The organism is Salinisphaera sp. LB1, assembly GCF_003177035.1.
GTDB lineage: Bacteria > Pseudomonadota > Gammaproteobacteria > Nevskiales > Salinisphaeraceae > Salinisphaera.
This window is the reverse complement of the sequence record NZ_CP029488.1, coordinates 2,064,502-2,078,358: the sequence shown is the minus strand read 5'-3', so window position 1 is coordinate 2,078,358 and position 13,857 is coordinate 2,064,502. Positions and strand designations below refer to the sequence as shown.

11 protein-coding genes are annotated in these 13,857 nt (G+C 62.9%); 8 read left to right on the top strand and 3 right to left on the bottom strand.

The window, feature by feature from the left end; genetic code table 11:
• Positions 1-25 precede the first annotated feature (25 nt).
• The gene (locus SALB1_RS09380) at positions 26-625 is read right to left on the bottom strand and encodes a hypothetical protein (protein ID WP_109993624.1); all 600 of its coding nucleotides are present in this window, start codon (positions 623-625) and stop codon (positions 26-28) included.
• A gap of 402 nt (positions 626-1,027) precedes the next feature.
• Between SALB1_RS09380 and SALB1_RS09375 the strand changes: the two genes are divergently transcribed.
• Positions 1,028-1,273 (top strand): type II toxin-antitoxin system CcdA family antitoxin, encoded by a 246-nt coding sequence (locus SALB1_RS09375; protein ID WP_109993623.1) that lies wholly within the window; start codon positions 1,028-1,030, stop codon positions 1,271-1,273.
• Positions 1,273-1,572 (top strand): CcdB family protein, encoded by a 300-nt coding sequence (locus tag SALB1_RS09370; RefSeq protein WP_109993622.1) that lies wholly within the window; start codon positions 1,273-1,275, stop codon positions 1,570-1,572. The genes SALB1_RS09375 and SALB1_RS09370 overlap by 1 nt, the downstream gene beginning before the upstream one ends.
• 457 nt (positions 1,573-2,029) lie before the next feature.
• On the opposite strand, the gene htpG is transcribed toward SALB1_RS09370, so the two are convergent.
• The gene (gene htpG / locus SALB1_RS09365) at positions 2,030-3,979 is read right to left on the bottom strand and encodes a molecular chaperone HtpG (protein ID WP_109993621.1); all 1,950 of its coding nucleotides are present in this window, start codon (positions 3,977-3,979) and stop codon (positions 2,030-2,032) included.
• A gap of 173 nt (positions 3,980-4,152) precedes the next feature.
• Here htpG and ddlA point away from each other — a divergent pair, with 173 nt between their 5' ends.
• The 5 genes from ddlA to SALB1_RS09340 all read left to right on the top strand — a co-directional run bounded on the left by ddlA (position 4,153) and on the right by SALB1_RS09340 (position 11,389).
• Positions 4,153-5,244, top strand: coding sequence for a D-alanine--D-alanine ligase (gene ddlA / locus SALB1_RS09360; protein WP_109993620.1), 1,092 nt, complete (start codon positions 4,153-4,155; stop codon positions 5,242-5,244).
• A gap of 64 nt (positions 5,245-5,308) precedes the next feature.
• Entirely contained in the window at positions 5,309-5,725 is a 417-nt protein-coding gene (locus SALB1_RS09355) for a hypothetical protein (protein WP_109993619.1), read from the top strand.
• Between the two features lie 142 nt (positions 5,726-5,867).
• A complete protein-coding gene (locus tag SALB1_RS09350) occupies positions 5,868-7,307 on the top strand; it encodes a TolC family protein (RefSeq protein ID WP_145961289.1) in 1,440 nt (479 codons plus the stop codon).
• Between the two features lie 3 nt (positions 7,308-7,310).
• A complete protein-coding gene (locus SALB1_RS09345; protein ID WP_109993617.1) occupies positions 7,311-8,339 on the top strand; it encodes an efflux RND transporter periplasmic adaptor subunit in 1,029 nt (342 codons plus the stop codon).
• Complete coding sequence (locus SALB1_RS09340) at positions 8,336-11,389, top strand: efflux RND transporter permease subunit (RefSeq protein ID WP_109993616.1); 3,054 nt, start codon at positions 8,336-8,338, stop codon at positions 11,387-11,389. The genes SALB1_RS09345 and SALB1_RS09340 overlap by 4 nt, the downstream gene beginning before the upstream one ends.
• A gap of 181 nt (positions 11,390-11,570) precedes the next feature.
• Here SALB1_RS09340 and SALB1_RS09335 read toward each other — a convergent pair whose 3' ends face one another.
• Positions 11,571-12,587 (bottom strand): alcohol dehydrogenase, encoded by a 1,017-nt coding sequence (locus tag SALB1_RS09335; RefSeq protein ID WP_109993615.1) that lies wholly within the window; start codon positions 12,585-12,587, stop codon positions 11,571-11,573.
• Between the two features lie 311 nt (positions 12,588-12,898).
• Here SALB1_RS09335 and SALB1_RS09330 point away from each other — a divergent pair, with 311 nt between their 5' ends.
• Positions 12,899-13,693, top strand: a complete 795-nt coding sequence (locus SALB1_RS09330) for a hypothetical protein (RefSeq protein ID WP_109993614.1) — start codon at positions 12,899-12,901, stop codon at positions 13,691-13,693.
• Positions 13,694-13,857 lie beyond the last annotated feature (164 nt).

Here is a 13,857-nt window from a genome sequence, read left to right as displayed (position 1 = left end):
GCCGTCAGCACGCTGAACGATAGCGCTACGGCGACATCGTCTGGTCGTCCGGCGGCGGGTTGCCCGACAGCGCGTACTGCTCGGTGATGTCCACCGTCGCCAGTTCGGAGGTATCGGCCGGCTGGAACACGAGCACCTGGATCACGCGATCCGGATAGCTGAAGTAAACCCGCGTCGTACTGGCATCGCCCGAAATGCTGGTATCAGTGTGCACGGCCGGGTGCCGGCCCTGGTTGGGCGCGTCGGAGAAGGCCTGGATCATGTGCTGGACCGCAGCCTTGCCATCGGCACTCCGAAACGAGCCGAGGTTGCGCGTTACACGCACCAGCCGCCCGTGGGCGAAGGTGATCGAACCCACCGCCTTGGGCTGTTGCGCTTGGCCATTCTTGCCCAGTGGCACCGCCTTGGGATACAGGAAGTAATGCCCGTTCTGGCTGGCCGGCGAGACGTTGAACTGCGAGCGCGCCTCGCCCATGGCCCGGGTCTTGTCGGCACCGAGCCGGAGCGTCGTGCCGCCGATGTCCACGCTCTGCGCGTGCGACGCGGCAAACGCGGCCGGCGTCGCGATCGCGATCATCAAGGCCAGCGCCCAGGGTGCGGTCTTTTTCAGTCGATCCGGATTCATTTTGGCTTCTCCTTGTCCCTGAAAACCAACAATAAAGACCGTCTTGATTATGTACGACACTCAGTTGGCTGACTAAGCAAGCGCATTTTGTCCGCAAATGCACGCGAATGAGCGCAAATAAGAAGGAAAATTAAGGCGCTGTCGCTTCAGGTTCGCGAGCAATCGCACTGTCAAGACTTTGGCTGAACTTTGTACGAAATCAAGAAGACTGTCGCAATGTCGTCTCCAACGATATGACTTTAAAAGGGGGCGAAAATGTCGAAAAATTTATGGTAGTCCGTTGCGAAAATTTTTCCGTACGGCCCCTGCAGTTCGCCCAGGGGCTGTTGCCGTTACTGCATATTGATGCGCAATTTATATGCGCATATAGTGTAAGCATCTCTCCGCGAGAGGTCCGATGCCGTGCGAGCTGCTGAAACTGCCAAATCCACCCGAAGGCCTACGAATCTATCGCTTGATAGTGCACTCCTGAAGGAAGCGAAAGCCTTGGGAATCAACGTTTCACGGTCCGCAGAGGCCGGGATCTCGGAAGCGGTGAAGAAACATAAGCAACAGCAGTGGCTGAAAGAAAATACCGCTGCACTGGCAAGCTCTAACGCTTATGTCGAAGCCAATGGCCTACCTCTAATCCGGCACCGTCAGTTCTGATGGCCCGTTTCGACATCTTCCAGAACGAAGGCGGTTCTGGCTATTTGCTGGATGTTCAGTCGGATCTGCTCAGTAGCTTGAACACCCGCATTGTTGTGCCCCTGTTGCCCAAGTCTGCGGCGCCATCTCCTGCCGAACGACTGAACCCCATATTTAAGGTTGGGGGCCAGGAGGTGCTCATGGCAACTCAGTTCATGGCCGCCGTGCCAGAAAACGAGTTGCGTGTCGGCATTGGCAGCCTTGCTGAACAGCAGAATGATATCTCAGCAGCGTTGGACATGCTGTTCTTGGGCTTTTGATGCAAAGCGCCATGCTTTTCAGCGGTATAACGCAGTCGCCCAACGAAAAAGATAGGTCGCGCCGCCGGTAATCATGTGGAGCGACGGGTGTATAGCGGTCGCTGATATGGCACGGCACCGGAAAGGTTGCAGCTCTTATTAATCCGGCATCAAAACCGCTGACTTCATCAGCTGTTTTCAACGCCTTGAAAAATAAAAGCCGGCGCCTGTCAGTCTTTTATTTTCAAAGGCTTCGCGGCCAATGGCCGCAGCAAGCATGCGGCCGCATACTCGCGCTATTAACCCGAAAAATCATCTGTTTTTGTGCCGGGTTAATAACGCGCATTGTTGTACCGACACGAAGACCCGCAACTCACTGATCCGACTATAGATAAATCTGGACAGGCTTTGTTGTTGGTTTTCATCCTGGCGCCGGGCGGTCATGGGCCGGTGCCGGCACCGGCCCATGAAATCGACGCTATGCCGCGCCCTTGGACACGGCCAGCAGCATCTGGTTCATCCGGCGCACGAAGGAGGCCGGATCGTCCAGCTCGCCGCCCTCGGCCAGCACGGCCTGCTCGAACAGCATCTGGGAGAAGGAATTGAATTCGTCCTCGCCCTGCTCCTCGGCCAGCTTGTCGACCAGCGGATGGGTCGGGTTGATCTCCAGATGCGGCGCCGAGCTGGGCATGCTCTGGCCGGCTTCCTTGAGAATGCGCTCCAAATGCGCCGACATGCCGTGCTCGTCGGCTACCAGACAGGCCGGTGAATCGGTCAGCCGATGGGTGACGCGGACTTCGTTGACCCGATCGCCGAGCGCTTCCTTGATGCGCTCGACCAGATCCTTGGATTCTTCCTCGAGCTTCTTCTGCTGCTCTTTTTCTTCCTCGGATTCGGCTTCGCCGAGATCGAGCGCGCCCTTGGCGACCGAGGAGAATTCCTTGCCCTCGTACTCGGTCAGGTGTGCCATGACCCACTCGTCGACGCGGTCGGTGAGCAGCAGCACCTCGATATCCTTCTTCTTGAAGATCTCGAGATGCGGGCTGTGCTTGGCCTCGGCCAGCGTATCCGCGGTGATGTAGTAGATCTTCTCCTGGCCCGGCTGCATGCGCGCGATATATTCATCCAGCGATACACCGGGATCGGCCGTCTCGTCCTTCGTGGTCTTGAAACGCAGCAGCTTGGCGATCCGAGCTTGGTTCTCGTAGTCCTCGACGACGCCTTCCTTGAACACCGTGCCGAACTCGTTGCAGAAGGTCTTGAATTTTTCCGGATCGTCCTCGTCGCGGGCCATGGACTCGATCAGGCCCAGCACCTTCTTCACCGAGCCGGCGCGGATCTTGTCCAGCAGCCGGTTGGACTGCAGGATCTCGCGCGAGACGTTCAGCGGCAGATCGTTGGAATCGATCACGCCCTTCACGAAGCGCAGATAGCGCGGCATGAGCTTGTCGGCGTCGTCCATGATGAACACGCGCTGCACATAGAGCTTCACGCCGTGCGCCTTGCCGTTCGGGTCGAACAGGTCGAACGGGGCGCGCTTCGGGATGAACAGCAGGTTGGTATATTCTTGGCTGCCTTCGACCTTGTTGTGGGTCCAGGTCAGCGGCTCCTCGAAGTCGTTGCTGGTGTGCTTGTAGAACTCGACGTAGTCCTCGTCGGACAGGTTCGCCTTGGGCTCCGCCCACAGCGGCGCACCGCGATTGACCTGCTCCCAGCCGGCTTCCTTGCCTTCCTTCTCGTCCTCTTCCGAAAGCTGCTCGCGCATCTTGATGGGGAAGGCGATATGGTCGGAATAAGTCTTGACCAGATGGCGCATGCGGTACGGCTCGAGGAATTCCTCCTCGTCCTCGCGCAGATGCAGCGTGACGGTGGTGCCGCGCTGGTTTTTTTCGATTTCTTCCAGCGTGTACTCGCCGCCGCCATCGGAAATCCAGCGCACGCCGGTGGACTCGCCGCCGCGCCGGGTGTCGACCACGACCTGGTCGGCCACGATGAAGGCCGAATAGAAACCCACGCCGAACTGGCCGATGAGCTTGGCATCCTTCTTCTCGTCGCCGGAGAGCGAGTCGAGAAACGCGCGGGTGCCGGACTTGGCGATCGTGCCGATGCGTTCCATGACCTGGTCGCGCGTCATGCCGATGCCGTTGTCCGAGATCGAGACCGTGCGGGCGTCCTTGTCCTGCTCGATCCAGATCTGCAGGTCGGAATCGCCTTCGAACAGCGAGTCGTCCTTCAGGCCCTCGAAGCGCAGCGTATCCAGTGCATCCGAGGCATTGGAAATCAACTCGCGGGCGAAGACTTCCTTGTTCGAATACATCGAATGGATCATCAGCTTGAGCAGCTGCTTCACCTCGGCCTGAAAGCCGTGCTTCTCGGCGTTGGCCCCGGCCTGCGCGGCCCCCTGTGTGTTCGTGTTGTCGTCGCTCATGGCGTGTTCAATCAGTGGTTGATGCCAAATGGGTGCGGCAGCGCCGCCTGCATGCCTTGAATGTGGCCCGCGGGGCGGGTTTTCAAGCGTGGCTCGTGCCCGCTGTGGCGAACGGGGCTTTCATGGCATCCTTGGCAGCCAGCACGCCAATGCCGGATGGAAGGGAGAGGCCGATGGGCCGAACGCGAGTAGCCGTGATCTGCGGGGGCGCCTCGGCCGAGCACGAGGTGTCGCTGCAATCGGCGCGCAATATCGTCGCGGCGCTCGATCGCGAGCGCTTCGAGGTGTTCGTCATCGGCATCGACAAGGCCGGCGTCTGGCATGCCGCCGATCCGGCCGATTTCGTGTACCACCCGGACGATCCGAAGCGTATCGCGCTCAAGGCCGACGCCGCGGCACTCGCCATCGTGCCCGGCCGCGAATCCGGCCAGATCGTGAACGCCGACAGCGGCGAGATCGCGCTGGAAATCGACGTGGCCTTTCCCATCGTGCACGGGCCGACCGGCGAGGACGGTACCCTGCAGGGCCTGCTGCGGGCCGCCAACATCGCCTGTGTCGGCGCCGGCGTGCTCGGCTCGGCCGCGGCCATGGACAAGGACATCGCCAAGCGGCTGCTGCGCGACGCCGGGCTGGCGATCGCGCCGTTCGAGGTGGTGACCGCCGCGGACCGGCCGCTGGATCATGCCGCGCTGACCGCGCGTCTGGGCAGCCCGCTGTTCGTGAAACCGGCCAATCTGGGCTCATCGGTCGGCGTGAGCCGGGCCACCAATGCCGGGGAGTTGGCCGCGGCGATCGATCTCGCGCTGCGCTTCGATCACAAGGTGCTGATCGAGTCGGCGGTGACCGGGCGCGAGATCGAGTGCGCCGTACTCGGCAATAGCGAGCCCCAGGCGAGCACGGTCGGCGAGGTGGTAGTCGCCGACGGCGGTTTCTATGCCTACGACACCAAGTACGTGAACGACACCGCGCAGGTCGTGATCCCGGCCGAACTCGATGCCGACAGCATCGAGGCCGTGCGCCGCGTGGCCCTGGCCGCCTACCGCGCGCTGGACTGCCGCGGGCTGGCGCGGGTGGATGTGTTCGTCACTCCCGAGGGCCATGTGGTGGTCAATGAAATCAACACGCTGCCCGGCTTCACCCGAATTTCCATGTATCCGAAACTCTGGGCCGAATCCGGCATCGCCTATCCCGCGCTGGTCGCGCGGCTGGTAGATCTGGCGCGGGAACAACACGCGGCAGACCGGGCTCTGGCGACCTCGATGTAGCGGGGCTTGCACCGTGCGCATCAGCTCCGGATGATGCGCGATCCATTCACCAGCCGATGCGCCCATGGCCTACTCCGACGACACGCCGATGAACACGCTGCTGGCCGGCATGGCGTCGGTCGATGCCGAGGCCTGCCATGAATTCGCGCGGCGCCAGCATGTGGCCGGTCACGGCGCCGACCTGGCCACCGCGGCCGCGCTCGTGCACGAACTGGCCTTCGCCGCCCAGCTCGAACGGCCGGCCGAACTGATGGCCTGGAAATACCCGGAAACCTTCGCCCCGGTGAACGAGACCCTGCTGGCCGATCTGCTACAGGCGGCTTCCGAAGACGACCGTGACACCGCCCGGCAGCTGATCGCGGACCAGTCATTCGCCGATATCACCGCGTTGTCGAGCATCGCGAGCTATCTCGGCCAATCCGTCGAACAGCTGCGGCGCTTCGGCACAACGCGTACGAACCCGCAGCAATCGCTGTTCTGAAAACGCGGCCTGGGCGACGCGGCCTTTAAGCCGCGCCCGAAGGCAGCACACCGGCCTGCTGCGGCAAACAGGCCTGGCCCACCAGCATTAACGTGGCTATTACAGCTAGGTGGTTAGACTCGCGTTCCAACACGTGGTTCCCGTGCCGGTGACGGCGCGCCTTGCTCTGATGATCCAGCCTTGCGTCAAAGGCCCGGGCCGCCCCGGGGCTCGCCCAATCCGCCTTGCTCTGGCGATCGTGCCGGTGATTCTGGTGTCGGCCTGCGCGACTTACCACGCCAAGCCATTACCCGATAGCCCCGATCTGGCGGACGCGCCGCCCGCGCTGCAGGTCCCGGCCAAGCAACTCACGGTGCCCGGGCTGCAGCCGCATGCGGTCAACCCGGCCAAGGGTCTGGACATGACCGACGTGGTCCTCCTGGCGGTGCTCGACAATCCCAATCTCAAGGCCAAGCGGGCGCAAGCCGGGGTGGCGCAGGCACAGCTGTTAAAGGCCGGGCTGCTGCCCAACCCGCAGCTGAGCGCGAACTTCATCCATCCGACGGGCGGGCCGCCGCCGCTTTACAACGGCTACAGCCTCGGGCTGATGGCGGACCTGACCAGCCTGATCACCCGGCACGCGTCGCGCGCTGCCGCGCGCTCGAATCGGGCCAAGGTCAACCTGAACATCCTCTGGCAGGAATGGCAGGTCGCGCAGAAAGCACGCCAGCTGTTCATCCAGGCGCGCGCGCAGGCGCGGCTTGCCGATCTGCTGGAAACCCAGCACCGGCTCAACAAGCAGCACTATCAACGCGACCGCAAGGCCCTGAAACAGGGCAATGCCACGCTGTCGACCACGTCCGCCGATCTGGTCACCCTGGTCAACGCCAACGGCCAGTTGCGCCAACTCGAGCGCCAGCGCAACCAGACCTGGCACGCGCTGGATGCCCTGCTCGGCGTCAAGCCGGGCGTCGAGCCGCGGTTGACCGGCGCCATCAATATCCATCCCTTATCCAGGGCCGACTTTCAGTCCGCGCTGGCGAAGCTGCCCGAGCGCCGGCCGGATCTGCTCGCGCTGCGCGCCGGCTATCACAGCCAGGAAGCCAAGGTGCGCAAGGCCATTCTCAAGCAGTTTCCGGCGCTGTCGATCGGGCCGACCAACGGCAGCGATACCAGTCAGGTCAAGACCGTGGGCGCGGGCATCAACCTGACGCTGCCGCTGTTCAACCACAACCAGGGCCAGATCGCGATCGCCCGCGCAACACGCGCGTCACTGCGCCAGAGCTACCAGGCGCGCCTGGATCAGGCCGCCAACCAGGCGCACAAACTGTGGCGCGAGGTGCGGATTCGCAGCCGGCAACTGCATCAGCTGCAAGCCCATCTGCCGCTGCTCAAACAAACCACCACCGCCGCCCAACGCAGCTTCGCCGAGGGCAACATGAGCGCGGGCACCTATATCAATCTGCGCACGAGTCTGCTTTCGAAGCAGATCGAGGCGATCCGGCTCAAGAGTTCCCTGCAGCAGGCCCAGGCCAATCTGGAAACGCTGCTCGGCATGCCGCTGGACACGCCCGCCGCCAACCAAGCTGCTGGAAAAAGTTAAACGATGCGACTAACGATCGGAATTGCGCTTTTGTGCGTGTCGACGGCGCTGTTCGCCGCCACGCAGCCCAGCGTCAAAGTGCAGACAGCCCGGCTCAAGACCCATGCCATGGACCACACCATCACCGCGTTTGGCGTGGTGCGGCCCGATCCCGAAGCGCAGACCACGCGCGATGCCACCTATACCGCGTTCGTACGCAAGCTCGATGTCAACCTCGGCCAACCGGTTAAAAAAGGCGATCCGCTGCTGACGCTGCGCACGGCCCCCTCGGCGCGCTCGAATTACCTGACGGCCAAAGCCAATGTCCGCTTTGCGCGCCAGGCCCTGGCCCGCCAGAAAAAACTGCTCAAGCAACATCTGGCGACCCACGCCAACGTCGATTCGGCCGGGCAGAAACTGGCCCAGGCGAAGGCTGCTTTCGCGGCACAGAAAGCGCTGGGCACGGGGCAGCAGACGCGTGTCGTGACCGCGCCCTTCAGCGGCATCGTCAGCAAGCTGCCCATCAACCCGGGCAATCAGGTCAAGTCCGGCACCCTGTTGTTCCAGCTCGCGCGCCGCGATCGGCTGCGGGTGGCCCTGGGTATCGAGCCGGACGAAGTCAAGCAAATCAAACCCGGGATGTCGGTCCAGGTGATTCCTTTGTTCGGCAATGGCAAGGGCGTCGCCAGCCAGATCAGCGTAGTCAATGCCGTGGTCGACCCCAACACGCGCCTGGTCAACGCCATCGCGCCGTTGCGCGGCGCACAGGCGCAGCCGTTTCTGCCCGGGATGCGGGTCAAGGGCCGGCTCAAGTTATCCACGCATCATCCGCTGGCCGTGCCGCGCTCGGCGGTATTGCACGACAAGCAGGGCGATTATGTGTTCGTCGTGCACCATGGCAAGGCGAAGCGGATCAATGTCCACAAGGGGCTCGAGCAGGATGGGCTGGTCGCGATCAAACCCACGAACAGCCAACTGAAGGTCGGCATGCCCATCGTGGTTCAGGGTAACTACGAATTATCGGACGGCATGGCGGTCCGTCAGGGCTCATGAGTTTCGCGAGCTGGGTACAGAATCACACGCGCTCGATTCTGTTCCTGCTGGTACTGCTCGCCCTGGGCGGCGCCTTTAGCTACGGCAAACTCGCCGTCGGCCTGTTCCCCCAGGTTTCGTTCCCACGGGTACGCGTATCCCTGAACGCTGGCGTGCGCCCGGCACATGAAATGATGCTGCAGGTCACGCGGCCGGTTGAGCAGGCCGTGCGCTCGGTACCCGGCGTGCGTTCGGTTCGCTCGACGACCAGTCGCGGCTCGACCGATATCGAGATCAATTTCGACTGGGGCCACGACATGAAGAATGCCGTGCTCCAGGTGGATTCGGTCATCGGCCAGATGATGTCCAGCCTGCCACAGGGCACAACCTATACCGCCCACCGGCGCTACCCGGCGAACTACGGGCCAGTGGTGGCCTACAGCCTGACCTCCAAGAAACTCAGCCAGGTCCAACTGCGTGACCTGGCCAGATACAAGCTCGTGCCCTACCTGTCCAGCGTGACCGGGGTCGCCAAGGTCACGGTGCAGGGCGGGGCAAAGGCCGAATACCGGGTAAGCGTCAACCCCGCACGGCTCAAGGCCGTGGGATTATCGATGGCCGCCGTGACCAAGGCGGTCTCGGCCTCCAATGTGCTGACCGCCGTCGGCCGAATCCAGGATCATTACAAGCTGTATCTGGAAGTCTCCGACACGCGCTTTAAAAGCCTCCAGGAGATTCGCCACACCATTCTCAAAAGCGGTGATAACGGACAGGTCCAACTCGAGGACGTGGCCAATGTCAAGCTGGCCACCGCGCCCAAGTACACACGGGTCACGGCCAACGGCCAGCAAGCGGTGCTGCTCAACGTCTATCAGCAGCCGTCCGCCAGCGTCATCAATCTATCCAACAACCTGAAAAGCCGGCTGGCTGAATTCCAGCCGCAGATGCCCAAGGGCGTGCAGCTGAATCAGTGGTATAACCAATCGGTTCTGGTGCAGCTATCCAAGTCGAGCGTGGTAAGCGCCATTTTCATCGGCGTCGGGCTGGCCGCGCTGGTCCTGCTGGTGTTCCTGCGCAGCTGGAAGATCACGCTGGTCGCGGTCGTCGCGGTCCCTGCCGTCCTGGCGGTGAGCATGCTGTTGCTCTATGTCTTTGGCATGACGCTGAACATGATGACGCTCGGCGGCATGGCGGCGGCCGTCGGCCTCATCATCGACGATATCATCGTGATGGTCGAGCAGATCGTGCGCCGGGTCCAGGACACCGGCGAACACGGCATCGAAAGAGTGCTGGCGGCCGCACGCGAGTTCACGCCGCCGCAAGTGGGCTCGTCAGCCTCAACTATCATCATCTTCCTGCCGCTGACCTTTCTCAGCGGGGTCACGGGGGCCTTTTTCAAGGCGCTGTCGCTGACCATGGCGAGCGCACTGTTCATCTCGTTTCTCGTGGCCTGGCTGGTGGTACCGCTACTGGCCAACTTCATGCTGGGGCCCAAGGATACCGAACGCGAGAAAGTCGGCCGTATTACCCGCTACGTCAATCGTGGCTACACCAAGCTGATGGTCCGGGTGCTACGGCGCCCGGCGTGGCTACTGGTGGGTCTCGTGCCATTGCTGATCGTGGCCTATGTGGCATTCGGCAGCGTGGGATCGGGCTTTATCCCGCAAATGGACCAGGGCGGCTTTGTCCTCGACTATCGTTCGCCACCGGGTACCTCGTTACAGGAAACCAATCGGTTGCTGAAACAGGTGGCCGGGATCCTGAAAAACAACCCCTATGTCAGCAACTGGTCGCGGCGCACGGGCTACCAGCTGGGCGGCGGCATCACCGCGCCCGACACCGGCGACTTCTTCGTGCGCTTGAAGCCGTTGCCGCGCCCGTCGACATCGGCGGTCATGAACCATATCCGTCAGCAGGTTCAGAACAAGGTGCCCAGCCTGGACATCGATGTCTCGCAGCTCATCGAGGATGAAATCGGCGATCTGACCTCGGTGCCGCAGCCCATTGCCATCCGCCTGTTCGGCGACAACGTCCAGGATCTGCGGCATGTGGCCAAAAAGGTCGCCCATGCGATCAGCGGCGTGAACGGTATCGTCAGTGTGAAGAACGGCGTGGTGATCGCCGGCGACAGCCTCGATATTCACGTAAAGCGCGTGAAGGCCGCGATTCAGGGCCTGTCGCCGCAAGCCATCACCCAGCAGTTACAGGCCTATCTGGGCGGCGTGGTCACCACGCAAGTGCGCAAGGGCGTGAAATTTATCGGCGTGCGCGTCTGGGTACCGAAAAAATTGCGCAACAATATCGATGCCGTGCGCAATATGCGGCTACAGGCGCCCGACGGGCATCTGGTGCCGCTGTCGCGGGTAGCGGATGTCAAGATCGTATCCGGCCAGCCCGAGCTGACACGCTATAACCTGCAGTCGGATGTGATGGTGACCGCCCGCATCAGCGGTCGCTCGCTGGGCGCGGCGGCGGCCAGCGTCAAGCAAGTCCTGCAGAAACCAGGGCTGATTCCCAAAAACGATTATTACCAGCTCAGTGGCCTGTACAAGCAGCAGCAGCAATCGTTCGCCGGCCTGATTCGGGTGTTCATTGCCGCGGTCGCGCTGGTGTTTTTCCTGCTGCTGTTTCTCTACGAACGGTTCCGGGCCGCGCTGGCCATTCTCGTGCAGCCATTGCTCGCGGCCAGTGCCGTGTTCATCGGTTTGTGGATGACGGGCGTGCAGCTCAATATCACCGCCATGATGGGCATGACGATGATCATCGGCATCGTCACCGAGATCGCGATCTTCTATTTCTCCGAACTGCGGCTGATCGAGGCCGTGGGCGGCTCTAAACAACCACTGGCGCAAAACCTGATTCGCGCCGGGCGTAACCGGATACGGCCCATCGTGATGAGCGCACTGGCGTTCGCGCTCGCGCTCTTGCCCCTGGCGCTCGGCATTGGCCGCGGCTCGGCCATGCTGCAACCACTGGCGATCGCCATCATCACCGGGCTGATGATCCAGATGCCGCTGGTGCTGGTCTTGATGCCCGTGATCTACAAGCTGATGAGACCCCGCACGCGATGACGCCTGCACACGCCGGGGCGTGACCTTGGGCATCGCCATGCGCACCGTTATCGCGCTGTATCGGCGAAACCAAAACGGCCCGTCTCCCGCTTAACGCAGAAGACGGGCCGTAGCGACCGCATCGCGGCCGCGGGGCATCGGCTCGTCGGGCAGTCAGGTCACCCGCCCATGGCGGCCCGCGTCATTCCATCGTGAGCACGACCCGAAAGCGGGCGTCGTTGTTGATCATGCGCTGGTAGGCCGCATTCACGTCCGACAACGGATAGGTCTCGATGCGCGTCTTGATGTCGCGCAGGGCGGAGAAGCTCAGCGTGTCTTCCGAGTCGTGCGGGGCGCCGCTCGGGTGGCCGGCTACGCTGCGGCGCGCCATCAACAACTGAAACGGCGAGACTTCGATCGGCTCGGGCGACGCGCCGAGCACCAGCAGCTGACCGTCGACGCCCAGGCCGTCGATCACCGAACTCATCAGTTTCGGATTGGGCGCGGTGGCCACGATTACACGGGCGCCGCCGAGATTCTGCAGCGCCTCGACCGCATCCTCGGCCTCGGTATCGACATAGGTGTCGGCGCCGAGTTCCAGTGCCAGATCCTTCTTGTCGCTGCCGCGCGACAGCGCCACGGTATGAAAGCCCATGGCATGGGCATACTGCAGCGCCAGATGGCCGAGCCCGCCGATGCCCTGGATGGCCACCACGTCGCCCGGCTTTGCGCCGGTGTGGCGCATGCCGTTGTAGGTGGTCACGCCGGCGCACAACAACGGCGCCGCCTCCACCGACGACAGGGCCTCGGGAATGGCGACCAGCGCCTCCGCCGGCGCGATCATGTATTCGGCATAGCCGCCGTCGTAGGAAATGCCACAGATCTGCTGGTTCGCGCAGGTCACGAAATCGCCCGACCGACAGGAGTCGCAGGCGAAACAATGGCCGCCGTGCCAGCCGACACCCACGCGCTGGCCGGCCTGCCAATGGTCGATATCCTCGCCCAGCGCATCGATGGTGCCGATGACTTCATGGCCGGGCACGCGCGGGTATTGCAGCCCGGGAAATCCGCCGTCGACGACGAAGGCATCGGAATGACAGATACCACAGGCGGCGATCTTGATGCGTACCTGCGACGGGCCGGGTTCGGCGACCGAACGGGTCACCAGTTCGAACTCGCCGCCCGCGCGGCTGATCTGGGCAACTTGCATTTGGGACATGGGAATTAGCCTGGTCAACGAAAATCAGACCCCGAATCTAACACCTCCCCGGCGCTGGTTGCCGCATTACCGGACGCCGGATCACGCCCGAGACGGTATCGGCCGACACCCCGACGCGAGGCCGTACGAGACGACTAAGTTCGAGCTAAGTCTCGCTCCCCACAATCGAGGCCACGCAATACGGCGGCGGTGCCGTCAATGGGAATGCCTGCCGCGTGCCGGGCGACATGGCCATCGCAGGGCCGCAGACGAGCGGCGGCGCCGAAGACAGCGAACGCAACGATTGAACCCCAACCCAGGTGAGCCACACCATGACTTACGCCGCACAAAAATCGACGACTTACTGGAACAAGGTGCCGCAGGTCACCCTGGTTTTCTGGCTGATCAAGATGATGTCGACCACCGTAGGCGAAACGGCCGCGGATTTCGTCAACGTGCGGTTGCACCTCGGGCTGTCCGGCACATCGGTGGTTACCGGCCTGCTGCTGGCGGGACTGCTGGCGCTGCAGATGCGCAGTCGGCGCTATGTTCCGGCACGCTACTGGTCGACGGTGGTCGTGATCAGCGTGTTCGGCACCCTGGTCACCGACAATCTGACCGACCGCCTGGGCGTGCCGCTGTATGCCTCATCGCTGCTGTTTGCGTTCGCGCTCGCCGCGACCTTTGCGCTGTGGTATGCCTGCGAGAGGACATTGTCCATACACTGCATCAATACCCGGCGTCGCGAAAGCTTCTACTGGACGGCGATCCTCATGACGTTTGCCCTGGGCACGGCCGTGGGCGACTGGGTCGCCGAGGGGCTGGGCCTGGGTTTCGCCAGCACCGGCCTGCTCTTCGGTGGCCTGATCGGGGTGTCCGCCCTGGCCTACTACGGCGCCGCCGCCAATGGCATCGTCTGCTTCTGGGTCGCCTACATCCTCACCCGACCGCTGGGCGCGGCCTGTGGCGACGGCCTGTCGCAGCCGCTGGCCAACGGCGGCCTCGGGCTGGGTACGACCCTGACGAGCGGGGTGTTTCTGACCATGATATGCGCGCTGGTGACCTATCTTTCGGTCACCGGACACGACCGGATCGATTCCGCCGGACAGGCGCCCGAGCGCGCCTGAACCCCACCCGGGGCCGGCGGACATCGGCCCCGGGATGAGGCGCGCGCCGGCGACCGAGGCGGCACGGCGAGCCATCGCCAAGCGCAGAAACGGACAGCCCGGCTCGATACCGTCGTGGCAGCGGCACAAGCAGGCTCCGCACGACTACTGATGTAGCCACATCG